A 24,944-nucleotide genomic window follows, 5' to 3' on the forward strand; every position below is an offset into this window, starting at 1 on the left:
CCCGATGACCGACATCGAGCCGACGCCTTCGGCGCGCCCGCCGCTGCCGCTGTGGGGCGCCGTGATCGTGGCGGCGGTCGCCGGCGCGCTGATGGCCTTCGCCTTTCCCGCTGCCGCGATCTGGCCGCTCGTGTTCGTCGCGCTGGCGTTGCTGCTGCCTGCTCTGATGGGGCGACGGATCGGCGGCGCTCTGCTGGTCGGGCTCGCGTACGGCCTGGTCTTCTTCGCGGTGCAGGTCTCGTTCACGGCAAGATACCTCGGTCCCGTGCCGTGGGTCGCGCTGACCGTGGTGGAGGGGGCGCTCACCGCAGCCGCGCTGATCCCGATCACGCTGGCCTATCGGTGGCTCCCGAGAGCGTGGCCCGGCAGCAGGGCCGTCGTGCTGCCTTTCGTCGTTGCGGGCCTCTGGACCGTGCACGAGCTGTTTCTCGGCAACTGGCCGTACGGCGGTTTCCCGTGGGCGCGGCTCGGAATGTCGCAGGCCCAGGGCCCGTTCGCGCCTGTCGCGTCGTGGCTCGGAGTGAGCGGCCTCACCTTCCTGATGGTCGCGCTTACCGCCCTGGTCGTCGAGGTTGTCCGGATGCGCGGATGGCGGCGGCCCCGGTTGCTGATCGCGCCGGTGCTCACCCTGCTCGTCCTCTCGTTCGCTCCGCTGTTCCCGACGGCTCCGAGCGGCGAGATGCGGATAGCGGCGGTGCAGGGCAACGGGAGCACCGGCTACTTCGATGAGCGAGAGCCTTACGGAGTCATGGGCGCGCAGACAGACGCGACCCGGCGCATCGGCGACGCCCCTGTCGACCTTCTCGTCTGGCCCGAAGGCGGGATCGATTACGACCCGTTCCAGGATGAGACGACCGCTCGGAGGCTGACCCGACTGGTGAACGAGTTCGGCGCCCCGCTGCTCGCGAACACCGCGACCGAGCGCGGAGATCGGATCTTCAACACGTCCTTCCTGTGGATGGAGGATGGCAGCGCCACTCAGCTGCATGACAAGAGGCACCCTGTGCCTTTCGGCGAGTACGTTCCCGACCGCGACTTCTACTACGCACTCGCGCCGGACCTGATCGGCCTGATCGGGCGAGAGTACACACCGGGTTCGAATCCGCCCGTCGTTCGAGTCGACGGGGTCGGTGTGGGGCTCGCCATCTGCTTCGACGTGATCTACGACGAGGTCATCCGGGAGAGCGTGACGCACGGGGCTCAGGTGCTGGTCTTCCAGACCAACAATGCCGACTTCCGCGGTACTGACGAGAACCTGCAGCAGCTCGCGTTCGCACGGATGCGTGCGGTCGAGACAGGGCGAAGCGTGGTGAACGTGTCGACGGTCGGCACCAGTCAGATCATCCGGCCGGACGGATCGACCGTCGCGTCGCTGGACGCAGATGAGGCCGGAACGCTGCTCGAGGATGTCGAACTGCGTTCCGGCCTCACGGCGGGTGTCGTACTCGGCCCGTGGATCCAGCTGGTGATGCTGGTCGCCGCGCCGGGTGCGCTGCTCGTCGCCGGACTGCGGTCTCGGCGACGCAGCTGAATCAGGCGCCGATGCGCTCGCGCGTGGGGTCGTCGCCGGCGCCGCGGCGGGCGCGGACGTAAGCGAGGCGCTCAGCGAGGAGCTCTTCGAGCTCGTCGCGGGTGCGACGCTCGAGCAGCATGTCCCAGTGGGTGCGCGCTGCCTTCTCGTCGTTGTCCTCGATCTTGACGGGTGCACCGTCGACCTGCAGCACGGCTTCGGCGCCGCAGTGACGGCACTCCCATGTCTGCGGTGCCTCGGCATCGGCGGCGAACATCAGGGTCGTCTCCTGGCCGCACGTGTCGCACTTGTACTCGGTGGCGCGCCGCTCCATGAAGACGACGCCCTCCTCGCTCTGAAGGCTCTGGGCACCCAGCCGGATGCCGCGAAGGCTGCGATCTGCCATTGTGTGGTCCTCTCGTCGCTGTCAGGTATAACGCTCGCGCCTGTGCGCTTCATCCACGGCGGCGAGAACGGACGAGAACTCACAGGGGAATCCCAGGGCATCGCCCGTTCTGGCGGCCGGATCAGAAGAGGGCGCTCAGGGCCGCGTGGGCACGGTCGGTGACGATGCCGTCCGCCCCGGCTGCGACCAGGCGGGTCATGTCAGCGGGGTCGTTGACCGTCCAGACATGCACCTCGACACCATGCCGGTGAGCGGCGCGCAGCAGCGAAGGCGTGAACAGACGCAGTCCCCGGTGCACCTCGGGGATCTGCACGGCGTCGATGTCACGAAGAGCCCGTGCGGGGGAGAGGCGAGCGGCCGACAGAGCCCGCAGTCGTGCGATCACAGAGCGCCCGCCAGAGGTCGCGGGCCGGATCTCGGCGCCGGCTCTCTCGGTGGAGTCGAGCGCGGCCACGCGGTTGCGATCGGAGAAGCTGGTGACCAGCACGCGGTGCGCATGAGCAGCGAGGGCAGGCCCCAATGGGACCGCGGCGGCGGGCGTCTTGACGTCGATGTTGAACCGCACCTCGGGGAAGGCGTCGAGGGCGTCTGCGACAGTGAGCAGCCCGCCGTGCTCCGCGAGCAGGTTCTCGAGCTCTCTCGTGCGCACCGACGCCACGGGTCGGGGATCGCCGACCAGCCGAGCGAGCGTCTCATCGTGGAAGAGCACGACGTCGCCGTCGGCGGTGACCTGGCAGTCGGTCTCGATGTACTCCGCACCTGCCGCGTGGGCGGCGGCGAAGGCAGCCGCCGTGTTCTCCCACACCGACGAGTCCCCGTCGTTCGCGGGTGTCAGCCCGCGGTGGGCGAGGACTCTCGGGTGCCTGGTACCGGTGAAGAACGGGTGCGTCACGCGTCGCGTGGGGAGTCGCCCGCGGCGTCGCCGCGCGGCGTGAACGCCGAGCCGATGCCCTTGAGAGCCTCGGTGAGCTCGCTCGGGATGATCCAGAGCTTGCTCGACTCGCTCTCACTGATCTTCGGAAGCATCTGCAGGTACTGGTAGGCGAGGAGCTTGTCGTCAGGACGGCCCTGGTGAATGGCTCCGAAGACGTTCTGGATCGCCTCGGCCTCACCCTGAGCACGCAGCACGGCTGCCTGCTTCTCTCCCTCGGCCTTGAGGATCGCGGCCTGTCGCTGACCTTCGGCCTCGAGGATCTGCGACTGCTTCGAGCCCTCAGCTGTCAGGATTGCGGCACGACGGTCACGCTCGGCGCGCATCTGCTTCTCCATCGAGTCCTGGATCGAGACAGGCGGATCGATCGCCTTCAGCTCGACGCGCGAGACGCGAATGCCCCACTTGCCGGTCGCCTCGTCGAGGACCACGCGCAGCTGGCCGTTGATGTTGTCTCGGCTGGTCAGAGCTTCTTCGAGGTTCAGACCGCCGACCACGTTGCGGAGAGTGGTCGTGGTCAGCTGCTCGACGGCACCCAGGTAGTTTGCGATCTCGTACGTCGCGGCACGGGCATCCGTCACCTGGAAGTAGACGACGGTATCGATCGAGACGACGAGGTTGTCCTCGGTGATCACCGGCTGCGGCGGGAACGACACCACCTGCTCGCGCATGTCGATGAGAGGCCGCAGCCGGTCGATGAAGGGCACAAGGAGGTTCAGACCCGGCTGCAGGGTCTTGTGGTAGCGACCCAGCCGTTCGACGACGCCCGCCGTGGCCTGTGGGATGATCCGGATCGCGCGGGCGATCGTGACCAGCACGAAGATGATGACCGCGATGGCCAGGATCCACGCGATGGCGGTCGGAATGAACGAGGAGTCGTCCATTTTGCTCCTATTCGGTGACGGGGCGGACGATGGCGGTGGCGCCGCTGATGTCGGCGACCGCGATGCGGGTGCCGGCGAGGATGGGTGCTCCATCGACGCTGCGGGCGGTCCAGATGTCGCCGTTGCTCAGCTTCACCTGTCCCGTGATCTGAGTGATGTCGAGCAGGGCTGTGCCCCGAAGCCCCATCAGGGCGTCGACGTTCGACTTCGCCGGATCCTCTCCGCGACGAAGGCGATGCAGCAGGGGAGGGCGGAGGAAGAAGATGAACAGGGCGGCTGCGACCGCCGCGACGATGAGCTGCCCCCACCAGGGAAGACCGAGCAGACCGCCGAGCAGTCCGACGAGACCGCCGAAGGAGAGCATGAGGAACGTGAAGTCGAGAGTCAGCATCTCGATCACGAGGAAGACGGCGATCAGCACCAACCACGCGATCCACGCCCACTGCCCGATGTCGGCCAAGAATGTCGCGAAACCGTCCATGCGCCCTCCTGTCGTCAACCTACCACGCGCACCCGGCCCAGACGGGGCGGCGTTGTAGGGTTGAATGTCGCCACAGGGGCGATCCCCGCGTATCGAGGAGCACGAATGACACAGGTCCTTCCGGCCGGATCCTTCGACGGCAAGGTGGCCCTCGTCACCGGGTCGTCGCGAGGAATCGGAGCCGACACCGTCCGCTACTTCGCCGAGGCGGGCGCCGACGTCGTCATCAACTTCCGCAACAAGGCGCCGCGCGCCGAGAAGCTCGCGAACGAGCTGCGCGCCCTCGGGCGCCGTGCCCTTGTGGTCGGTGCGGATCTGACCGACCCGGAGTCGGTGGCGGCGATGTTCGATCAGGTGCGTGAGGAGTTCGGACGGCTCGATGTTCTCGTGCTGAACGCTTCCGGCGGCATGGAAGCCAACATGGGCGAGGACTACGCGCTCAAGCTCAACCGCGACGCGCAGGTGAACGTGCTGCAGACCGCTGAGCCGCTGCTCGGCGATGGCGCGCGCGTCGTCTTCGTCACGAGCCACCAGGCGCACTTCATCCGCACCACGCCGACCATGCCCGAGTACGAGCCGGTCGCGAAGTCGAAGCGCGCCGGCGAAGACGCCCTTCGCGAGCTCGTCCCGGAGCTCGCCGAGAAGGGCATCGGCTTCACCGTCGTCTCGGGCGACATGATCGAGGGCACCATCACCGCGACGTTGCTGAATCGCCTGAACCCCGGTGCGATCGCCGAGCGTCGCGAGTCGGCGGGCAAGCTCTACAACGTGTCCGAATTCGCTGCAGAGGTCGCGCAGGCCGCGATCGACCCTGTGCCCTCCGATCACACCCGCCTGGTCGGCGACACGTCGGACTTCGTCGCCGAGTGACCGTCCTGTGAAGAGGGAGGCGGCCCCGTCCGGGGCCGCCTCCCTCTTCATCGCTCGACGCCGGGCCGCTCAGATGTCGGCGACCGGTGCGTGAGACGCCTGCACGCCCTTCATGGTGAACGCCCGCACGAGCTGCACGACGCCCAGCGCCACGAGGGAGATGCCGAGGATGAGCCACAGCACGGTGGCCGCGTACAGCGGCGAGAACAGCACGGCGATGCCGGCGATGATGCCGAGCAGCGCGTACAGCAGGGTCCACACCTTCGAGGCGTCGGAACCCATCAGGCTCAGCGCCACCACTCCGTCGGCGATCCAGCTGACGCCGATGAAGATGGCCACGATGATCGCGAGGGTGACGGTCGCCGCGCTCAGATTCGCGAAGGCGATGACGCCGGTGGCGATGTAGAGCAGTCCGAGCGCGATGTGGCCGGCACGGACCCAGCCGCCGCCCTTGCCGGAGAAGACCGCCAGTCCGAGATAGACCAGTCCTCCGACGATGAGGTAGCTGGCGAAGATGCCGGTGACGATGACGGCCGACTTCGCGGGCCAGATCAACAGCACCAAGCCGGCGATGAGGGTGACGGCTCCGGCGACGCCGAGGAAGATGCGGACGGAGCGCAGGAATCCAGGCTCCGCCGTGCTGAACGATGACATGGTGTTCCTTTCGTGGGCGGACGCTACGCGCACACGCTATCGGATGCCAGGATCGTGGTGTGAGCGAAGAGGGGGATCCGCATCGACTGGTCGAACTGGTACGGCTGCGAAGGGTGCGTGACAGGATCGATCGCGAGTACGCGCGTCCGCTCGACGTCGAGACGCTCGCCAGGGGCGAGCACATGTCGGCGGGCCATCTCAGCAGGAGATTCCGCCAGGTCTTCGGAGAGTCGCCGTACTCGTACCTGATGACGCGCCGGATCGAACGCGCCATGGCGCTCCTGCGTCGCGGCGACGTCAGCGTCACCGAAGCGTGCTTCGAGGTGGGATTCTCCTCTCTGGGCACTTTCAGCACACGGTTCAGCGAGCTGGTGGGGATGACGCCGAGCGCGTATCGGCGCGAACCGGGGCTCGGCCCTGGCATCCCGTCATGGATCGAGAAGCAGGCGACGAGACCGATCAGGAATCGAGAAGCGCCATCCCACAGGCGTGACTAGCGTCGAGAACATGAACATCACCATCAGCGTCAGCTTCCTCCCGCACCTCGATCCCGAGGCCTCCCTCGGCTTCTACCGCGACGTGCTCGGCTTCGAGGTCCGCAAGGACGTCGGGTACGACGACATGCGCTGGATCACGGTGGGTCCGACCGGCCAGCCCGACACGTCGATCGTGCTCACCCCGCCGGCGGTGGACCCCGGCATCAGCGACGATGAGCGTCGAACCATCCTCGAGCTGATGGCCAAGGGCAGCTTCGCCGGCGTGGTGCTCACCGCCGACGATGTGGATGCCGCCTTCGCCGAGATCGAGGCCAAGGGCGCCGACGTCGTGCAGGAGCCCATCGACCAGCCCTACGGCGTGCGAGACTGCGCGTTCCGCGATCCGGCCGGTAACTTCGTCCGTATCAACCAGGCAATCGCCTGACGGGGGCGCCGTGACCGGCATCCATCGCCATCCGAATGAAGGAACCATCGTGCCGCAGGATCACCCCGCTGACAGCCACGACAGCATCCGCGTCGAGGGGGCGCGAGAGAACAATCTCAAGGATGTGTCGGTCAGCCTTCCGAAGCGTCGGCTGACCGTCTTCACCGGCGTCTCGGGGTCGGGGAAGAGCTCGCTGGTGTTCGACACGATCGCTGCCGAGTCTCGACGCATGATCGACGAGACCTACAGCGCCTTCGTGCAGGGCTTCATGCCGTCTGTTCCCCGGCCGGACGTCGACGTACTGGAGGGTCTGACCACGGCCATCATCGTCGATCAGGAGCGCCTCGGCGCCAACCCCCGGTCGACGGTGGGCACGGTGACCGACGCCAACGCGATGCTGCGGATCCTGTTCTCGAAGTTCGGCGAGCCGTACATCGGCGGTCCGACGGCGTTCTCGTTCAACATCCCCACGCAGAAGGCCAGCGGGGTGATGACCGGGCCCAAGGGCGAGAAGAAGATCGTGAAGGACGTCGTCTATCTCGGCGGGATGTGCCCGCGGTGCGAAGGCAGGGGAGCGGTGTCCGACATCGATCTCGCTCAGGTCGTCGACGAGTCCAGATCGCTCGACGAGGGCGCGATCATGGTGCCCGGCTACACAGCGGACGGATGGATGGTGAAGGGGTTCTCGCAGTCGGGCTTCTATCCGGCCGATAAGCCGGTCTCATCGTTCACAGACAAGCAGCGGCAGCTGTTCCTCTACGGCGAGGTGACGAAGGTCAGGATCTCAGGGATCAACATGACCTACGAGGGTCTGATCCCGAAGATCACCAAGTCGATGCTCTCGAAGGACCTCGACGCTCTGCAGCCGCACATTCGCGCGTTCGTCGAGCGCGTGGCGACCTTCAAGACGTGCCCCGAGTGCGACGGCACCCGCCTCACCGCGGGCGCGCGATCGTCGAAGATCGACGGCACGAGCATCGCCGACGCGTGCCGGATGCAGATCACCGACCTCGCGGCGTGGGTGCGCGGTCTCTCGGTGACGGGAGCGGGGCCGCTGCTCGACGCGCTGCGCGCGAACCTCGAGTCGTTCGTCACCCTCGGCCTCGGCTATCTGAGTCTGGAGCGACCGTCGGGCACGCTGAGTGGGGGAGAGGCGCAGCGGATCAAGCTGCTGCGTCATCTCGGATCCTCGCTCACCGATGTGACCTACGTGTTCGACGAGCCGACGATCGGTCTGCATCCGCACGACATCCAGCGCATGAACACCCTGCTGCTGCAGCTGCGCGACAAGGGCAACACCGTGCTGGTGGTCGAGCACAAGCCCGAGACGATCGCGATCGCCGACCGCGTCGTCGACCTCGGGCCGGGCGCGGGCAGCGGCGGGGGAGAGGTGTGCTTCGAGGGCACGGTCGACGAGCTGACCCGCAGCGGCACGCTCACAGGGCGTCACCTGCACGACCGGGCCGCGCTCAAGACCGAGGTGCGGCCGCACGCCGGCACGATCGAGGTCAGGGGAGCGGACGCGAACAACCTCAAGGACGTGGATGTCGATGTGCCCACGGGCGTGCTGACGGTCGTGACAGGCGTCGCAGGGTCGGGCAAGAGCTCTCTCGTGCACGGCTCGATCACCCCGATGGACGGCGTCGTGGCGATCGATCAGACCGCCATCAAGGGATCTCGCCGCAGCAACCCTGCGACCTACACGGGCATGCTCGAGCCGATCCGTAAAGCGTTCGCCAAGGCGAACGGGGTGAAGCCGGCGCTGTTCAGCGCGAACAGCGAGGGCGCATGCCCGTCGTGCAAGGGATCGGGCGTGATCGTCACGGAACTCGGCTTCATGGACACTATCGAGACGCCGTGCGAGGACTGTGGCGGCAAGCGCTTCCAGCTCGGAGTGCTCGAGTACAAGCTGGGCGGACTCGACATCACCGAGGTCCTCGACCTTCCGGTGGCCGAGGCGCACACCTTCTTCTCGGCCGCTGAGACGAAGATCCCCGCGGTGGTCTCGGTGCTCTCGCGGATGGCGGACGTCGGTCTCGGGTACCTGACGCTCGGGCAGCCTCTGTCGACCCTGTCGGGTGGCGAGCGGCAGCGGCTCAAGCTCGCGATCCAGATGGGTGAGAAGGCCGACATCTACGTGCTCGACGAGCCCACGACAGGTCTGCACCTCGCTGACGTCGAGAACATGCTCGGGCTGCTCGATCGACTTGTCGACTCGGGAAAGACCGTCATCGTCATCGAGCATCATCAGGCGGTGATGGCCCACGCCGACTGGATCATCGACATCGGGCCCGGTGCAGGTCACGACGGCGGCCGTGTCGTCTTCGAAGGGACGCCCGCTGAGCTCATCGCGGATGGATCGACGCTGACCGGTCAGCATCTTGCCGAGTACGTCTCGTGACGGATCAGAACGCCCGGTTTTTCCGTATCACGGAAGATGCGGACAACGGGGGATGGCCGTATGGGGTCGGGCCAGAGCCGGCCGATCGTGCACACATCAGGGTCAAGGCCATGCTCGTGGCGGTCCATTCAGACGGCACTCGTCATCTCGTCAGCAGCAACCCTCCGTCCAGCGAGAACCCCCAGGGTCATCACCGGCTGATCGGCGGCAGTGTCGAGCTGGGAGAATTGCTGCAGGATGCGATCGTACGAGAGATACACGAGGAACTCGGCGCTCGTGTGCGCGAACTGAAGCACCTCGGTGTGATCGAGAACATCTACCGTTATAACGGAGAGCCAGGCCATGAGATCGTCGCGCTGTACACGGGTCGGCTGGATCCGGAGCCCGCGGATCAAGACGCAACGCTGATCGAGTCAGACGGATCGGTGGTGCCCGTCGTGTGGCGGGCCTTCGACGACGTCGACGCTCGGATCCCTCTGTACCCTTTGGCGGCTCTTCCGTGGATCGACGCTCTCTCACCTGGCGCGGAATAACCGATAATGCACATTATGTCAGTTTGAGTCCAGGTTCACCGCCTGATCACAGTCCCCTGGACTGGCTGGTCCGCGCGTCCCGATGGACTATCCGTCGTCGTCGGCGAGACCGTAGACGTCGAGTCCGCCGGGGACGATCCGCACGGTGGCCACCGCGGCGCCTCCGTCCAGGGCTGAGACCTCGCCATCGTGGGCGACGTGCACGGGCTCACCCGAGGATGTCCGCGCCTCGATGCGCACCTCCTGCGCGGTGAACGCCTCTATCGTCGCGAGCTCGGCGCGGCCTGGAACTCGGTCGAGCAGTGCGGATGCGCGCACCCCGAAGGCCAAGGCGACGAGACCACGCAGGCGCGGCATGCGTCCGCGGGCATGCAGCACGCGCACGTCGAGAACACCGTCATCAAGACGGCGCCGCTGCAGGGGCACCATCGATGCGGATGAGTTCTGCCCCGCTGCCACGGCGACGGACCATACGCGCGCGGCCTGTCCGTCCACTCGCACGGAGAGCGTGCGGGCTCTGGCCAGGACCCGGATGGCTGCGATGAGCGTGGCGACGGGCTTGCCCAGCGCGCCCTCCATCTCTTCGCGTTCTGCGACGAAACCGGGATACACGCCCACCGAGGCGACATTCATCACGGTCATGGGGCGACCGCCGTCGATCGCGAGCTCCGCGACATCGACGCGTCGTCCGGCGCCCGTCATCAGCGCCCGCACCGCATCGTCGAGCGTGGCCGCGCCTGCTGTGCGGGCGAAGTGGTTGAACGTGCCTCCTGGGAAGATCACCAACGGCAGGTGAGCGCGCCGCGCGGCGTCCGCAGTGTTCGCCACCGTCCCGTCGCCGCCCCAGACTCCGATCACGTGAGGTGGGTTGTCTGAGGCGACGGCGTCACGCACCAGGTGCGCGATGTCGTCCCCGTCCTCGAGCAGATGCACCGCGGCCGACGGAAGCTCCTTCGCCAGGAAGGAGGCGGGCTCCGGACGCAGCGGGTCGATACCAGACGCGGGGTTGGCGAAGATCAGAGCGCCCGCACCGTCGGGCAGCGCAGCCAACTCGATCATGGCCCCTCGATGCGTGGGCTCCGGTCGCGGATGCGCCGGCACGAGCATCCGCCCGACGACCGCGACGGCGGCGCCGAGCGCTCCTCCCCCGATGACATCCGACAGCCAGTGGGCACCGGTGTGCAGGCGAGAATATGCCACGGCCGCACCGAGCGGCGCCAGCACGGCACCGGAGCGCCCTGACTCCAGAGCGACGCCGGTGACGAAAGCCGCCGCCGATGCGGAATGCCCCGACGGGAAGGATCCCGATGTCGGTGTCTTCCGCAGACGACGCGGAACCGGGACGTCTTTGAGAAGTGGCCGATCACCGCCGAAGAGGCGTTTGCCGACGAGGTTCGCGAGTGCGCTTCCCACGATCAGCGATCCGATGCCGCGCACCGCTCCCCGACGCGGCGCTCCTCCCATCAGGTACAGCAGCGTCCCGATCTGGAACCAGAGACGGCTGCGATCCGCACGGTGCGAGAGCCGCGCGAGAGCGCCGTCGAGTTCCGGCAGATGCCGGTGACCGTTGATCCGCTGCGCCGCGAGGGAGTCGAGCCGCCGCACCCAGCGGGGCAGCAGGCGGACCCGGCGCAGCGCGACGGACGGGCGGGCGAGTGCTACCGTCCCCTTTTCGAGACGAGAGGTGCGACGGGATACGACCTGCCGATCGCCTCCGGTGCGGAAGAGTCTCATGACAACCCACTCATCTCTCACCCGGCGGGCGGCGGCGACTGCGGGGCCGTCGACCCGGTATCGCTATCCGGTGCAGGCTCGGTGCCGCTGTCGGGTGACGGCTCGGCTTCCTCTGGCTGCTGATCCCCCGCATCCTCCGCGGCCTTCTCAGCATCTTCGGCCGCTTTCTCGGCGTCCTTCTGAGCTTTCTCGGCGGCCTTCCGCTGCTCTTCGGCTGCTCTCTCGGCTTCCTTCTCAGCTTCTTTCTCGGCTTTGCGGTCCTTCTCCGACTTCTTGTCTTCGGATGTGTTCCCGGCGACGTCGGAGCGTCCTGTCTCAGCCGGCGCGGCGGGCGTCTGGGTCGCAATCTCCGATGGCCCGGTGTCCGCCGGATTCGTCGCAGCGGGTTCGGGTACGGCATTCCCTGCCATCCACGTCCCGGCGAGTATCGCGGCGCCCGCCGCCACGGCCGCGCCCGCCCCGACGAATCCGAGCCGACGGCGCGTCGAGGAGCGATCGGGCTCGCCATCCGGCGCTGAGCCGACGAGAACGCGTGTCGGCGTCGGCTCTGAAGGCACGGATGCCGTGACGGATGTGGCAGCTGACGACGGCGATGGAGCCCCGCCGGTCGACGCACCGGCACCCGCATCCGTCGAGGTCGTCATCGCGGCAGTCACAGCGTCGGCCGAAGCTGCCATCGGATCCGCAGCCGAGTAGCGCGCCGCAGCTGCTGCTGCGGCCGCTGCTGCCGCGGCGGCCGGAATCATCGGACGGGGCGGCAGCGCGGAGGCCGTGTCGAGCTCGGATGCTGCCGCGAACACCTCCGACGCCGTGGGCCGGTCCCCCGGCTCCGTCGCCGTCATGGCAGTCAGCAGGTTCGACCACGCCGACCCGAGCTCAGCCGGCACCACAGGAGCGGTGTTCAGCCTGGCGAGCGCGGCGCCGATCCCCTCCGCGTGCGGGAACGGACGGGTGCCGGTGAGAGCCTCCAGCATCACCAACCCGAGCGAGTAGATGTCGGCCGCCGGTGCGGGCATCGCGCCCTGCAGCTGCTCGGGAGCGATGTACGCGGCGGTTCCGATCACGATCCCCGGCGTGGTCAGCCGCGCGGCGTCGACGAGGGCGGAGATCCCGAAGTCGGCGAGCTTCGCGCCTGACCGACTTGCCGGAAACGGGGCCCGCGACAGGAGCACGTTGGAGGGCTTGATGTCGCGATGCACGATTCCGGCGCTGTGCACGACGTGCAGGGCCTCAGCGAGGTCGGCGGTGAGAGCGGCGACATCCGCGGGCGCGAGCGGGCCTTCGGCGATGCGCTCGGCGAGAGTGGGCCCGTCCACATACTCCATCACCAGGTACTCGGGACTCCCGGGTACGAGATGCGCGTCGTACAGCGTGACGAGCGCCGGGTGGTTCAGGGATGCGAGTGCCGTCATCTCACCGCGCGCCCGCCCCGCCGCGGCCTCGTCCCCCTCTAGTTCGCTTCGGAGCATCTTGATCGCGACGACGCGCCCGAGAACCGTGTCGTCGGCGCGGTACACCTGCGCCATCCCACCGCGGCCGACGCACTCCAGGATCCGATACCGCCCATCGATCAGATCAGCGTTCGTCAGCGAGTCATCGGCCGTCATCGAGTCCTCCTGTCACCTGGTCGGGTGCACAGCGTCGATATGACACTGTAGGTGTCCGAGACCTGACAGCCGATGGGCTTGACAGCGCTCGACTCCCCTTCGAACCGGGATCGCCGCCCACGACTCTCACCGCAGGCGCGTCGACATTCTCGATGTCGTGAGCGGTGCGGTCACATTCTTCCGCGGATGGGCGTCCGTTCAACCGCATCCTCGTCGGGCGGCATCGTCATCTCCGCGCGCACCCCCAGCAGGCGCACCTCCCGCTCCGCCTCCACGGTGGCGGCGAGGTCGAGAGCCGCCGAAACGAACTCGGCGCGATCGAGGGTGGGCGTCGCCAGCTTGCGTCCGAACGTCCGCGTGTCGAACGGCGCGTAGCGCACCTTCAGGTGCACCCGCTGTATCGGGCGGTCTTCCGCTGCGCAGTCGTCGAAAGCGCGCTCCGCCAGATCACGCACGGCCTCGGCCACCTGCTCCGCGCTCGTGAGATTCTGCTGATACGTCGTCTCGCGGCTGTGGCTGCGTGCCACCCACGGCGTGTCATCCACCACCGCCGGGCCGCGGCCGTATCCGAGATCGCCGTACCAGACACCCATCTTCGGGCCGAACTCCGCGACGAGCTCCGCCTGATCGGCGTCGGCGAGCTCACGCACTGTCCGGATGCCGTGAGCCGCCAGCCGCTTCTGCACGCGAGACCCGACGCCCCACAGCTCGCGCGTCGACCGCTCCCCCATCACCTCGAACCAGTTCTGCTCGGTGAGCCGGAAGACTCCCCGCGGCTTGCCGAACCCCGTCGCCATCTTCGCCCGGATCCTGTTGTCTCCGATCCCGATCGAGCAGTGCAGGGCGGTCGACGCCAGCACCGCAGCCTGTGCGCGACGCGCAACCGCTTCGGGATCCTCGGTCGAGACGCCCAGGAAGCACTCGTCCCAGCCGAGCACCTCCAGAGTGACTTCGGGCAGAGCGCGCAGGGTCGCCATGACCTCGGCCGATGCCTGCTCATACGCCGCGTGGTCCACCGGCAGGAAGACAGCATCGACGGGGGCCTTTCGTGACGCGATCTTCAACGGCATCCCGGAGCCGATCCCGAACAGACGGGCCTCGTACGAGGCTGTGGCGACCACCGCTCGTTCGGCCGGATCGCCGTTGCCGCCGACGATGACCGCCTTGCCCGCCAGCTCGGGGTTGCGCAGCACCTCGACCGCAGCGATGAACTGATCCATGTCGACATGCAGTACCCAGGGAGTCATGGTCCGAGTCTGCGCCGCCAGAGGCCTCCTGTCACGGGGTCCGCCCGAACCGCGTGCGGCGTTAGCCTTGACGGGTGAGTGCCACTCCCCTCCCCCGTACGACACCCGGTTGGCGCGGATGGCTGGTGTGGGGTGTGGCGGTCGCCGCCTACGTTCTCGCGATCACCAACCGCAGCTCGCTGAGCGCCGTCGGCGTCGATGCCGCCGAGCGCTTCCAGGCCGACGCGGCGACGCTCTCCCTCTTCGCCGTGGTGCAGCTCGCTGTCTACGGCGGCCTTCAGATCCCGATCGGGGTGCTGCTCGACAGGTACGGGTCGCGCCCGATCATGGTCGTGGGCATGCTCCTGATGGCGCTCGGACAGTTCGTCATGGCGGTCTCCCCCAGCATCGGCATCGCGCTCATCGCCCGCGTGCTGCTCGGCGCCGGCGACGCGGCAATCTTCCCGGCCGTGCTGCGGCTGGTCGCGACGTGGTTCCCCGCTCAGCGCGGACCCGTCATGGGGCAGTTCACCGGCCTCATCGGCCAGACCGGCCAGCTGGTCGCGCTGATGCCTCTCGCCGCTCTGCTGCACTCGACCAGCTGGTCGATCACCTTCGGCAGCATCGCCGGTCTCGGACTGCTCTTCGCCATCCTCGTGTGGATGCTCGTGCGCAACCACCCGCCGGAACGCAGCGCCGACGTGACGGTGAACACGGAGACCGGACTGGTCCAGGTGATCACCTCCGCGATCGACACAGGAGTCGGAATCCGCGCGGCGTGGGCGCACCCCGGGACGCGCCTGGCGTTCTGGTCGCACTTCACGACCCCCTTCGCCAGCACCGCGTTCCTGCTTCTGTGGGGCATGCCGTTCCTCACCGCAGGGCAGGGGCTGTCGCCGGCCGAGGCCGCAGGCATCCTGTCGGTCAACGTGCTGGTGAGTATGGCACTCAGCCCCATTCTCGGCACTCTGTCGCGACGAATCCCGACCCGACGGTCCCTCGCCCTGGTGCTGCCGAGTGTCGCGGTCCAGGTCATCGCGTGGAGCGCAGTGATCCTCTGGCCCGGTCCTGCGCCGATCTGGCTGCTGGTGGTGCTCGTGGTCTGTCTCGCGGCGGGCGGACCGGCGTCGATGATCGCGTTCGACCATGCGCGCACGCACAACCCTGCCCACCGGCTCAGCACCGCCACAGGGGTGACGAACTCGGGCGGCTTCCTGGCTGCACTGGTCGCCATCTTCTTCATCGGATTCACCCTCGACCTTCAGGGTGCCGGCACGCCGGACACCTACGCGCTCGACGCCTTCCGCTGGGCCTTCACCACGCAGATCCCCCTGTGGCTGATCGGCGCATCGTTCATCATCCGCGAACGCAAGAACACGCGGATCCGCATGGGACTCGACCCCGAGCGCACGCGGCGCCGCTGACCTTCCGGCCAGCGCCCGGGCTCAGAGACGCAGCGCCTGGAACGTCTCCAGGATCAGCTCGACGCTGAGGTGAGACGGGATCTCGTCGTCTCCGGCTTCGAACTCAGCCAGCTCGACGCCCTTCACCTGGCCCGGTGCGAGCGCGGCGAAGATCGCCGCCACCTGATGAGGCAGCAGACCCTCGCCGACGCGGTAGGCGGCGGGGATGTAGCCGGGCTCGAGCACGTCCCAGTCGACGTGGATCCACACGTCGCGCCCGTCGACGAGCTCGGCGACTCGCTCGGGCGTGCTCTCCCCCGGGCCGAGAACGGTCACCCGATGCTCATCCAGCAGCTCTCGCTCGGCAGGATCGATGTCCCGCCCTCCGACGATCACCACCTGAGCCGGATTCAGTCCTGCGCCGTGACCGCTGTCCCAGAGTCCGCATGCCGCCGCGACGACCATGCCACCGAGATACCCGGACTCGGTCGTCTGCGGGGTGTTGAAGTCGCCGTGCGCGTCGATCCAGAGGACGACGGCATCGGGGAATCGCTCCGCGACCGCAGGCAGGGTGCCGATGCTCGCGCCGCACGTGTTCGTGGCCAGCACGGGGACCGCTCCGCTGTCGAAAGCAGCCTGCACGGCATCGCGCAGTCCGCGCAGGGTCTCCGTCGCGTCCGGAAGGCACTCCGACCAGTCGTCCGTGCGCGCCGGAGAAGGAGTCCCGATGATGCGGGGCTGGAGCCCGAGCATCCGGCCGATCGCCTGGCCCGCAGCGAGGGCGCCCGGAAGCGCGCCCGAGGTGCGGTCGCCCACGCGCCCCTGCGAGATGATGAGGTCGATCGGCATGTTCATAGGCATTTCTCCTGAGTGGTCGAGGTGTTGTCCGAGGGACAGGTGCAGGCAGGGTCAGCGACGGGGTGTCCAGCCCATCCGCCGGGCTCCCCCGCGACCACCGCGCTCGATGTCGGCCTGAGCCGACCAGCCCTGGGCGGCACTCTCAGCGTCGAAGGCACCTCGGGCGAGTCTCATGCCGACGTCGTCATGGTGCATCCGCGGTCCGCCGCCGCGACGCACAGACGCCCGCACGCTCCAGGTGTCGTCGGCGAAACCGCCCCCGCGGAAGACACGGTAGTCGTCGTAGCGCTCCGGATCGAGGAAGTCCCAGCACCACTCCCAGACGTTGCCGAGCGTGTCGAAGAGGCCGTTGAGATTCGGCAGCTTCATGCCGACATCCCGCGGCGATCCGACTCCATCGAGCGAGGTCCATGCGATCTCGCCGAGGGCACCGTACTGCGGACCGATCGACCCGGCGCGGCAGGCGTACTCCCACTCCGCCTCCGTCGGCAGACGGTAGCCGTCGCTGTCGACGTGCCAGGTGACCTCTTCACCGTCGAAGGAGTAGGCGGGGTCGAGTCCTTCCCACTCCGACGCGGCATTGCAGAACCGGATGGCGCGGTACCAGCTCAGGTCGCGCGCCGGGCGGCGGGGATGCTGAGCGGCGATCCCCAGCACTTCGGCGAACTGGCCCTCGGTCACCGCGAAGACGCCGATCTCGAACGGCTCGAGCTCGACCGTGCGGTGCTCGCCCCGGCGTGCGTCGTGCAGAGTGACGGTTCCGGCCGGCAGCTTTCGCATCTCCCAGAGATCCACGATCAGCCTTCCACGGGGAGGTGTCGGGTGCGCGGAGCGGGTTCGCGCCCGACCGGTACCGAGAAGATGCGCAGGAAGAACTGGCAGAGAGGACCCACGAGCAGAGCGAACAGCACGGTGCCTGCACCCACGATGCCGCCGAGCGCCCAGCCGACGAGCACGACCGTCACCTCGAGGCATGTGCGCACCAGCCGGATGGGCCTGCCCAGCCGCGCGTGCAGCCCGGTCATCAGTCCGTCGCGCGGCCCAGGCCCGAAGTGGGCGCCGATGTACAGGCCGGTAGCCGCCGAGAGCACGACCAGACCGATCGTGAAGAGCAGCGCCTGCTGAGCAAGGTCCTCCCCGACCGGGATGAACAAGAACCCGATGTCGGCGGAGGGTCCGACGAGAACGGCGTTCACGATCGTGCCCGCTCCCGGCTTCTGCCGGATGGGAATCCACAGCAGCAGCACGATGGCGCTGACGATCGTGGTGACGACGCCGAACGACAGCGGCACATGCCTGGTGATCCCCTGGGTCAGCACGTCCCACGGCGCCGCGCCCAGGGCACTGCGCACGAGGAAGGCGATCCCGAGGCCGTAGAGGAACACGCCGACGAGCAGTTGGGCGATGCGCCGCGTCATCCTTCTGCCGCGGGGCCCGCTCACTGAGGCGACCGCTCGACCCAGGTCGCGTACTTTGCCTCGCGCCCGTCGCCCGACGAGGTGCGTGTCACCCTGCGCTTGACCCAGGGGCCGACGAACTGACGGTAGTACGCGAGACCGACCGGTCCTTCCGGGTGATCGGTGGTCGGCGACCACCACTCCTCCGGTGATTCGACGCCGACGGCCTGCAGTACGCGCGCAGCCACGCGGTGATGCCCGTTGGAGTTCATGTGCAGCCGGTCGTGCGACCAGTAGCGCGGACGCGACAGCTCGGCATCGGGCCAGTTCAGCGCTCGGATGACATCCGGGCGGTCCTCGATCCGGCGCAGCACCGCCGCCGACAGCAGATCGCCCCGGCGCTGGAACACGGGCCCCATCGGGAGCTGACCGCTGGGGTTGGCACCCGACAGCACGATCAGGGTGACACCCTCCTCGTCGCAGCGGCGCAGCACACGTGAGAAGGCGTCGGCGATGTGCTCGATGTCGGCGTTGGGGCGCAGGATGTCGTTGCCACCGCCGTTGAACGACAGATGGGTCGGACGCAGCGCAAGGGCCGGTTCCAGCTGCTCTTCCACGATCGGCCAGATCAGACGCCCGCGAATCGCCAGGTTGGCGTACTGCACGGAGGTGCCGATGGCATCCGCCCAGCCCTGCGCCGCGAGATCGGCCCAGCCGCGCACACTGCCGTCGAGCAGCTCATCGCCGACTCCCTCGGTGAAGGAGTCACCGATCGCCACGAACCGCACAGTCGCCATGCTCTCAGCCTATTGCGGCGCCGAGCGCGCCGAGGCCGGAGTGACGCCGCTCAGCGCTCGTCCAGTGCTCTGCCGCGCAGATCCACTAGACCCCACGCGGCGACGGTGGCGACGATGAAGAATCCGGCGAAGACGGAGAATGCCAGCGGGGCACCACCAGACGCGAGCATGACGGGTACCAGCAGCGGTGCGAGGATCGAGGCGATACGGCCAACGCCCGCAGCCCAGCCGGAGCCCGTCGCGCGCAGCGATGTCGGATAGAGCTCTGGGGTGACCGCGTACAGAGCGCCCCATGCCCCGAGGTTGAAGAACGACAGCGCCATGCCTGTCGCGATGATCGCCTGCTCGCTGCCCGCGGTGCCGAACAGCACCGCCGAGATGGCGGAGCCTGCGAGGAACACCGACAGAGTCGCCCGTCTGCCCCACACCTCGATCAGCCAGGCCGCCACCGCGTATCCGGGCAGCTGCGCGAGCGTGATCAGGAGCGTGAACCCGAACGATCGAACCAGGTCGTAGCCTGCCTGCATGAGGATGCTCGGGATCCAGATGAAGGCTCCGTAGTACGCGAAATTGACGCAGAACCAGACCAGCCAGATGCACATCGTGCGCACGCGGAACTCGGAAGACCACAGCGCGCTCATCCGCTGCGCGGCGTTCTCCGCCACGGTACGAGGAGCGGGCATCTGACGCGCCGGCGGGGTGCGCCGCAGGTCTGCTGCGGTCTCGAAGGTCGAGACGATGCGCTCCGCTTCGGCGACACGGCCACGGGATGCCAGCCAGCGCGGCGATTCCGGCAGCCCCCATCGCACGACCAGCGCGTAGGCGGCGGGGATGGCGCCGAGAGCGAAAGCCCAGCGCCAGCCGTCTTCGGATGCGGGGATCACGAAGTACCCGATGAGAGCCGAGGCCGTCCACCCGACCGCCCAGAAGGCTTCGAGGATCACGATGAGACGGCCCCGGATCGCCGCGGGCGCGAACTCGCTGACGTAGGTGGAGGCGACAGGCAGCTCGGCTCCGAGGCCGAGACCGACGAAGAAGCGCAGCACGAGCAGCATCACCACCCCGCCCACCAGGGCGCTGGCACCGGTCGCGAGGCCGTAGATCAGCAGGGTGAGGGCGAAGACCTGCCGACGCCCGAGACGATCGGCGAGCAGGCCGCCCACGCTCGCGCCGATGGCCATTCCCACGAAGCCGATCGACGCGATCCAGCCCGTCTCTGCCGGCGACAGCTGCCACTGTTCAGCGAGCACGGCGATGATGAACGAGATGAGCCCGACGTCCATGGCGTCGAGCGCCCAGCCGAGGCCCGATCCCGTGAGCACTCGCAGATGCGGGCGGCCGAACGGCAGGGCGTCGAGTCGCGAGGCGATGGATGCACGGCTCGGAAGCTCGGTGTGCGGCATCCTCTCATCGTAGAGGCGCCGCACACCGAGGCTCAGCCGATGACGGCGGTGCGCAGGGTGTCGAGGCCGACCCCGCCGATGTCGAGCGCGCGCTTGTGGAAGTCCTTGAACGAGAACGCGTCGCCCTGCTTCTGCTGCACGGCGTCGCGCACCTGCTCCCAGATGCGCTGACCGACCTTGTACGACGGCGCCTGACCGGGCCAGCCGAGATAGCGGTTGACCTCGAACTGACGGAACTCGTCGGGCATGTTCACGTTGCGGCGCATCTGCTCGAGCGCGTAGTCGTGGTCCCAGACCCCATCGCCCTCCAACGTCGGCTTACCCAGGTGAACCCCGATGTCGAGCACGACGCGAAGAGCGCGCATGCGCTGGCCGTCGAGCATGCCGAGCCGGTCAGCCGGGTCGTCGAGGTAGCCCAGCTGCTGCATCAGGCGCTCGGCGTACAGCGCCCATCCCTCGGCGTGGCCCGAGGTTCCGGCGAGAACCCGACGCCAGGTGTTCAGCTCTGCGCGGTTGTAGGTCGCCTGGGCGATCTGCAGGTGATGACCGGGCACGCCCTCGTGGTACACCGTGGTCAGTTCGCGCCAGGTGTCGAACTCGGTGACGCCTTCGGGTACCGACCACCACATGCGCCCCGGACGCGAGAAGTCGTCGGTGGGGCCGGTGTAGTAGATGCCGCCCTCCTGCGTGGGCGCGATCATGCACTCGAGCTCACGGATCTGCTCGGGGATGTCGAAGTGGCTGGCGCCGAGGTCGGCGATCGCCCGATCGCTGGTCTCCTGCATCCACTTCTGCAGCGCATCGGTTCCGTGCAGCTTGCGCGATGGATCGGCCTCGAGGTGCGCGACCGCCTCCTCCACGCTTGCCCCGGGCAGGATCTCGTTCGCGATCGCCTCCTGCTCGGCGATCATCCGCTGCAGTTCCTCGCGGCCCCACTCGTACGTCTCATCGAGATCGATGGTGGCGCCGAGGAAGCGGCGCGAGTTCAGCGCGTACAGGTCGCGCCCGACGGCGTCCTGGTCGCCTGCGACCGGAGCCAGCTCGCTGATGAGGAACTCGCGAAGCGAGTCGTAGGCCACGCGCGCGGCGCCGGCGTGGTCGGCGATATCGCGGGCGAGCGATGCGGGCAGCTGGCCGTCTGCGGGGGCGGCAGTGGCCGCGATCTCGGCGAAGAAGCCCTGATCGGCGCTGTAGCGCGCGATCTGGGTCGCGACCTCGGTGACCTGACGTCGGGCGGGCACGACGCCGTGCCGGATCCCTTCGCGCAGCGTCTCGACGTAGCCCCTGAGCGCAGCGGGAACAGCCGCGAGGCGCTCGGACACCACGGACCAGTCGTCGACCGTCTCGGTGGGCATCAGGTCGAAGGCCTGACGGAAGTCCTGCGGTGCTGAGGCGATCACGTTGAGGTCGCGAAGGTGCCACTGGGCGTCGTGGAGTTCGAGCTGGAGTCGCAGCTCTGCCGACAGGTCGGTCTTCGTGACCTCGTCGATGCTGTCGACGGGAGCGGTGGCATCCAGTCTCGCGAGAGTCTCGCGCGCGGCCGTGACAGCGCGCTCATGACCTTCGGGGCTGACGTCGTCGAGGCGTGCGTTCGCCTCGTTGCGTCCGATGTATGTGGCGAGGATGGGTGAGAGGTCGACCAGGGTGTCGACCCAGTTCTCGGCGATCTGATCGATGGCAGAGGGGGTGCGAGGCTCTGAACTCATGATCTCGAGCCTAGCCCGCACCCCTCTCTGCAGCCGGGATCAGTGCGCCGCTTCGTTCCAATCACGGCCGCGGCCGACCTGCACCTCGAGCGGAACGGACAGGGACGCAGCGCCGGCCATGCGCTCGCGCACGATGCTCTCGACCTCGTCCCACTCCCCCGCCGCGACCTCCACGACGAGTTCGTCGTGGATCTGCAGCAGGGCGCGCGAGGAGAGCCCGCGGGCGCGCAGATCGGCGTGGATGCGGTTGAGCGCGATCTTCATGATGTCGGCCGCGCTGCCCTGGATGGGAGCGTTGAGGGCGGCACGCTCCGCGTTCTCGCGCAGCACCCGGTTCGGGCTGGCGAGATCGGGGAACGGACGCCGGCGACCGAAGATCGTCTCGGTGTATCCGTCTTCCTTGGCCTGCATGACCGAGGCCCGCAGGTAGTCGCGCACGGCGCCGAATCGGGCGAAGTACTCGAGCATCAGCTTCTTCGCCTCGGACTGCTCGATGCGGAGCTGCTTCGACAGTCCGAACGCGCTGAGCCCGTAGACGAGGCCGTATGACATCGCCTTCACCTTCGTGCGCATCGCCGAGGTGACCTCTTCGGGCTCGACGCCGAAGACGCGTGCGCCGACGAACCGGTGCAGGTCCTCGCCGGAGTTGAATGCCTCGATGAGGCCGGGATCGCCCGAGAGATGCGCCATGATGCGCATCTCGATCTGCGAGTAGTCGGCGGTGAGAAGGGTCTCGTACCCCTCGCCCACTTCGAACGCGCTGCGGATGCGACGCGATTCCTCGGTGCGCACCGGGATGTTCTGGAGGTTCGGGTCGGTGCTCGACAGGCGGCCCGTCTGGCTGCCGGTCTGCACATAGGTCGTGTGGATGCGGTGATCCGGACCGATCGCCGTGTCGAGCGTCTCGATGATCTGACGCAGCTTCGTCGCCTCACGGTGCTGCAGCAGCAGCGCGAGGAACGGGTGCGGATTCGTCTCCTGCAGGTCGGCCAGCACAGCGGCATCCGTCGAATAGCCGGTCTTGGTCTTGCGGGTCTTCGGCAGCTGCAGGTCCTCGAAGAGAACCTCCTGCAGCTGCTTCGGCGAGCCGAGGTTGAACTCGCGTCCGACGAGGGCGAACGCGTCAGCGGCGAGAGCATCGGTGCGCGCGAGAAGCTCGGCGGAGAAGGTCGACAGCACATCGTGCGAGACCGAGACCCCCGCCGACTCGAGGTCGGCGAGAGCGATCACGGCAGGCAGCTCGATGTCGGTCAGCACGGCTGCCACCGAATCCGGCATCGCTTCGCGCACGGCGTGCGCGGTGCGCAGCGTGAACCACGCCTCCTGCGCGGGTGTCGCGCCATCCGTCTCCGGGACGAGCTGGGTCGGGTCGGACTCCGGCAGCTTCTCGTCGAGATAACGGCCGACGAGGTGCGCGAGCGTCTTGTCGGGGAAGCTCGGACGCATGAGCCAGCCGGCGAGCAGCGTGTCATGGGCGAGACCGCCCAGCCGGATGCCCTCGCGCAGAAGCGCCTTCACCTGCGGCTTCGCGTCGTTGAGCACCTTCGGCGAGTCCGATTCGAGCCACGGAGTGAGCGCCGCGATTGCATCGGCGTTCCAGTCGCATTCGTGCAGGGTGTCTGCGGTCGCCACCCCGACGCGTGTGATGCTGTTTCCGACGACCGTGAGCAGCAGGCCGACCTCGCTCTGCTGCGTGCCGAGCCATGCCGCGACGTCGGCGGCCGACGACTCTTCGGCAGCCGGGACCTCGACGGCGGGCTCGTCGTGCGCCGGCTCATCGGGGGCGCCGACCGCCTCGAAGACACGAGGCAGCAGCGTGCGGAACTCGAGGCGCGCGAAGATGTCGCGCACAGCCTGCGCATCGATGGGCACGACGGCCAGATCGGTGGGGGCCACGGGAAGCTCGACGTCGTTCAGCAGACGGTTCAGCTTGCGGTTGCGGCGCACATCGTCGATGTGCTCGCGCAGGTTGCCGCCCACGACGCCCTTGATCTCGCCTGCCCGGTCGAGCAGCTCATCGAGCGAGCCGAACTGCGTCAGCCACTTCACGGCAGTCTTCTCGCCCACCTTGGGCACACCCGGCAGATTGTCGCTCGTCTCACCGACGAGAGCGGCGATGTCGGGGTACTGCTCAGGCCGCACACCGTATCGCTCCTGCACCGTGATCGGGTCGTAGCGCTTGAGCTGCGACACCCCCTGGACCGACGGGTACAGCAGCGTGACGTCGTCGTTCACGAGCTGGATGGTGTCGCGATCACCTGAGACGACCAGCACGTCATAGCCCTGTTCGGAGCCCTGTTTGGCGAGCGTCGCGAGGATGTCGTCCGCCTCGATGCCCTCCTGGGTGAGCACGGGGATCGACATGGCGGCCAGACAGTCCTGCAGCAGCGGGATCTGCCCCTTGAACTCGCCCGGCGTCTCAGAGCGGGTCGCCTTGTACTCCGGGTACTCGTCGGTGCGGAACGAGTGTCGCGACGTGTCGAAGGCGATCGCCATGTGCGTCGGCTTCTCTGCCTTGATGAGGTTCACCAGCATCGACAGGAAGCCGTAGATGGCGTTCGTGTGCTGGTTGTCCTTGGTGGTGAAGTTCTCGACAGGAAGGGCGAAGAACGCCCGGTATGCGAGTGAATGGCCGTCGACGACCATGAGGGTAGGCTTTGCGGAGTCCGTCACCCTGCAAGCCTAACGAGGGCGACGGACACGCGCTGAGGAGGACATGTGACCGAGCAGACCGAGATGACCGGCCTCGAGTGGGCGACGCACCGCGGCATGGGCGCACTCGCCGAGAAGATGGGCATCGAGTTCACCGAGTTCTCGGTCGAGAGAGCCGTCGCGACGATGCCCGTCGAGGGCAACACCCAGCCGGTCGGTCTCCTGCACGGAGGCGCCTACGTCGTGCTCGGCGAGTCGCTCGGATCGATGGCTGCGAACCTGCATGCCGGTCCCGGCCGACTGGCTGTCGGCGTCGACATCAACGCCACCCACACGCGCTCGGCGACCTCGGGCTTCGTGACGGGCGTGTGCACTCCCGTGCACCTGGGACGCAGCATGACCGTGCATGAGATCGCCGTCTCGGATGAGCAGGGCCGGCGCTGCTCGACCATACGCATCACGAACATGATCAGATCCGTCGACGCCTGACGGATGACGCGAAAGAGGCCCCGCCGATCGGCCGGGCCTCTTCTCGTCTGGATCAGACGCCGACTCGCGTCACGCCCGATT

23 protein-coding genes are annotated in these 24,944 nt (G+C 68.0%); 8 read left to right on the forward strand and 15 right to left on the reverse strand.

The window, feature by feature from the left end; all coding sequences use genetic code 11:
• Positions 1 to 4 precede the first annotated feature (4 nt).
• On the forward strand, positions 5 to 1,531 hold the full coding sequence (gene lnt / locus AB0N59_RS11315; RefSeq protein WP_363483005.1) for an apolipoprotein N-acyltransferase: 1,527 nt from the start codon (positions 5 to 7) through the stop codon (positions 1,529 to 1,531).
• A 1-nt stretch (position 1,532) separates the two neighbouring features.
• Here lnt and AB0N59_RS11320 read toward each other — a convergent pair whose 3' ends face one another.
• The 4 genes from AB0N59_RS11320 to AB0N59_RS11335 form a co-directional block, all read right to left on the reverse strand.
• Positions 1,533 to 1,916 (reverse strand): RNA polymerase-binding protein RbpA, encoded by a 384-nt coding sequence (locus tag AB0N59_RS11320; RefSeq protein WP_182253146.1) that lies wholly within the window; start codon positions 1,914 to 1,916, stop codon positions 1,533 to 1,535.
• 121 nt (positions 1,917 to 2,037) lie between these two features.
• Complete coding sequence (locus AB0N59_RS11325) at positions 2,038 to 2,808, reverse strand: glycerophosphodiester phosphodiesterase family protein (RefSeq protein WP_363483009.1); 771 nt, start codon at positions 2,806 to 2,808, stop codon at positions 2,038 to 2,040.
• Positions 2,805 to 3,731 (reverse strand): SPFH domain-containing protein, encoded by a 927-nt coding sequence (locus AB0N59_RS11330; protein WP_363483012.1) that lies wholly within the window; start codon positions 3,729 to 3,731, stop codon positions 2,805 to 2,807. Before AB0N59_RS11330 ends, AB0N59_RS11325 begins: the two co-directional genes overlap by 4 nt.
• Before the next feature lie 7 nt (positions 3,732 to 3,738).
• Positions 3,739 to 4,212, reverse strand: coding sequence for an NfeD family protein (locus tag AB0N59_RS11335; RefSeq protein ID WP_363483015.1), 474 nt, complete (start codon positions 4,210 to 4,212; stop codon positions 3,739 to 3,741).
• Between the two features lie 105 nt (positions 4,213 to 4,317).
• Here AB0N59_RS11335 and AB0N59_RS11340 point away from each other — a divergent pair, with 105 nt between their 5' ends.
• Positions 4,318 to 5,082 carry an SDR family oxidoreductase gene (locus AB0N59_RS11340; protein ID WP_363483018.1) on the forward strand — a complete coding sequence of 255 codons (765 nt, stop codon included), beginning with the start codon at positions 4,318 to 4,320 and terminating at the stop codon, positions 5,080 to 5,082.
• A 69-nt stretch (positions 5,083 to 5,151) separates the two neighbouring features.
• Here AB0N59_RS11340 and AB0N59_RS11345 read toward each other — a convergent pair whose 3' ends face one another.
• Positions 5,152 to 5,736: a DUF308 domain-containing protein gene (locus tag AB0N59_RS11345; protein WP_363483021.1), complete on the reverse strand. Its 585-nt coding sequence runs from the start codon at positions 5,734 to 5,736 to the stop codon at positions 5,152 to 5,154.
• A 59-nt stretch (positions 5,737 to 5,795) separates the two neighbouring features.
• Between AB0N59_RS11345 and AB0N59_RS11350 the strand changes: the two genes are divergently transcribed.
• From AB0N59_RS11350 to AB0N59_RS11365, 4 genes are read left to right on the forward strand one after another with little or no spacing between them, the layout of a single operon-like run.
• Positions 5,796 to 6,233, forward strand: coding sequence for a helix-turn-helix transcriptional regulator (locus tag AB0N59_RS11350; protein ID WP_363483024.1), 438 nt, complete (start codon positions 5,796 to 5,798; stop codon positions 6,231 to 6,233).
• Positions 6,234 to 6,243: 10 nt separating this feature from the next.
• Complete coding sequence (locus AB0N59_RS11355) at positions 6,244 to 6,657, forward strand: VOC family protein (protein ID WP_363483027.1); 414 nt, start codon at positions 6,244 to 6,246, stop codon at positions 6,655 to 6,657.
• 46 nt (positions 6,658 to 6,703) lie between these two features.
• Positions 6,704 to 9,058, forward strand: coding sequence for an excinuclease ABC subunit UvrA (locus AB0N59_RS11360; RefSeq protein ID WP_363484211.1), 2,355 nt, complete (start codon positions 6,704 to 6,706; stop codon positions 9,056 to 9,058).
• A complete protein-coding gene (locus AB0N59_RS11365) occupies positions 9,055 to 9,591 on the forward strand; it encodes an NUDIX domain-containing protein (protein WP_363483030.1) in 537 nt (178 codons plus the stop codon). The genes AB0N59_RS11360 and AB0N59_RS11365 overlap by 4 nt, the downstream gene beginning before the upstream one ends.
• Positions 9,592 to 9,678: 87 nt before the next feature.
• On the opposite strand, the gene AB0N59_RS11370 is transcribed toward AB0N59_RS11365, so the two are convergent.
• From AB0N59_RS11370 to AB0N59_RS11380, 3 genes are all read right to left on the reverse strand, one after another.
• The gene (locus AB0N59_RS11370; protein ID WP_363483033.1) at positions 9,679 to 11,325 is read right to left on the reverse strand and encodes a phosphatase PAP2 family protein; all 1,647 of its coding nucleotides are present in this window, start codon (positions 11,323 to 11,325) and stop codon (positions 9,679 to 9,681) included.
• A 17-nt stretch (positions 11,326 to 11,342) separates the two neighbouring features.
• The gene (locus AB0N59_RS11375; RefSeq protein ID WP_363483036.1) at positions 11,343 to 12,932 is read right to left on the reverse strand and encodes a serine/threonine-protein kinase; all 1,590 of its coding nucleotides are present in this window, start codon (positions 12,930 to 12,932) and stop codon (positions 11,343 to 11,345) included.
• Positions 12,933 to 13,102: 170 nt separating this feature from the next.
• On the reverse strand, positions 13,103 to 14,179 hold the full coding sequence (locus AB0N59_RS11380; RefSeq protein WP_363483039.1) for a DNA polymerase IV: 1,077 nt from the start codon (positions 14,177 to 14,179) through the stop codon (positions 13,103 to 13,105).
• A gap of 74 nt (positions 14,180 to 14,253) precedes the next feature.
• Here AB0N59_RS11380 and AB0N59_RS11385 point away from each other — a divergent pair, with 74 nt between their 5' ends.
• Entirely contained in the window at positions 14,254 to 15,582 is a 1,329-nt protein-coding gene (locus AB0N59_RS11385) for an MFS transporter (protein WP_363483042.1), read from the forward strand.
• Positions 15,583 to 15,603: 21 nt separating this feature from the next.
• Here AB0N59_RS11385 and AB0N59_RS11390 read toward each other — a convergent pair whose 3' ends face one another.
• Genes AB0N59_RS11390 through polA form a run of 7 tightly spaced genes read right to left on the reverse strand, consistent with a single transcriptional unit; the run spans position 15,604 to position 24,395 of the window.
• The gene (locus AB0N59_RS11390) at positions 15,604 to 16,416 is read right to left on the reverse strand and encodes an arginase family protein (protein WP_363483045.1); all 813 of its coding nucleotides are present in this window, start codon (positions 16,414 to 16,416) and stop codon (positions 15,604 to 15,606) included.
• A 54-nt stretch (positions 16,417 to 16,470) separates the two neighbouring features.
• Positions 16,471 to 17,217, reverse strand: a complete 747-nt coding sequence (locus AB0N59_RS11395) for an SUMF1/EgtB/PvdO family nonheme iron enzyme (RefSeq protein ID WP_363484214.1) — start codon at positions 17,215 to 17,217, stop codon at positions 16,471 to 16,473.
• Complete coding sequence (locus AB0N59_RS11400) at positions 17,217 to 17,837, reverse strand: hypothetical protein (protein WP_363483048.1); 621 nt, start codon at positions 17,835 to 17,837, stop codon at positions 17,217 to 17,219. Before AB0N59_RS11400 ends, AB0N59_RS11395 begins: the two co-directional genes overlap by 1 nt.
• A 20-nt stretch (positions 17,838 to 17,857) precedes the next feature.
• Positions 17,858 to 18,613, reverse strand: a complete 756-nt coding sequence (locus AB0N59_RS11405; protein ID WP_363483051.1) for an SGNH/GDSL hydrolase family protein — start codon at positions 18,611 to 18,613, stop codon at positions 17,858 to 17,860.
• A gap of 50 nt (positions 18,614 to 18,663) precedes the next feature.
• Positions 18,664 to 20,016 (reverse strand): MFS transporter, encoded by a 1,353-nt coding sequence (locus tag AB0N59_RS11410; protein ID WP_363483054.1) that lies wholly within the window; start codon positions 20,014 to 20,016, stop codon positions 18,664 to 18,666.
• Positions 20,017 to 20,048: 32 nt separating this feature from the next.
• Positions 20,049 to 21,722, reverse strand: coding sequence for a DUF885 domain-containing protein (locus AB0N59_RS11415; protein ID WP_363483057.1), 1,674 nt, complete (start codon positions 21,720 to 21,722; stop codon positions 20,049 to 20,051).
• Positions 21,723 to 21,761: 39 nt separating this feature from the next.
• Positions 21,762 to 24,395 (reverse strand): DNA polymerase I, encoded by a 2,634-nt coding sequence (gene polA, locus AB0N59_RS11420; protein ID WP_363483060.1) that lies wholly within the window; start codon positions 24,393 to 24,395, stop codon positions 21,762 to 21,764.
• Positions 24,396 to 24,458: 63 nt separating this feature from the next.
• Between polA and AB0N59_RS11425 the strand changes: the two genes are divergently transcribed.
• Positions 24,459 to 24,863 carry a hotdog fold thioesterase gene (locus AB0N59_RS11425; protein ID WP_204976546.1) on the forward strand — a complete coding sequence of 135 codons (405 nt, stop codon included), beginning with the start codon at positions 24,459 to 24,461 and terminating at the stop codon, positions 24,861 to 24,863.
• Positions 24,864 to 24,944: the final 81 nt, after the last annotated feature.

Source organism: Microbacterium sp. NPDC089321 (assembly GCF_040684935.1).
Taxonomy (GTDB): Bacteria; Actinomycetota; Actinomycetes; order Actinomycetales; family Microbacteriaceae; genus Microbacterium.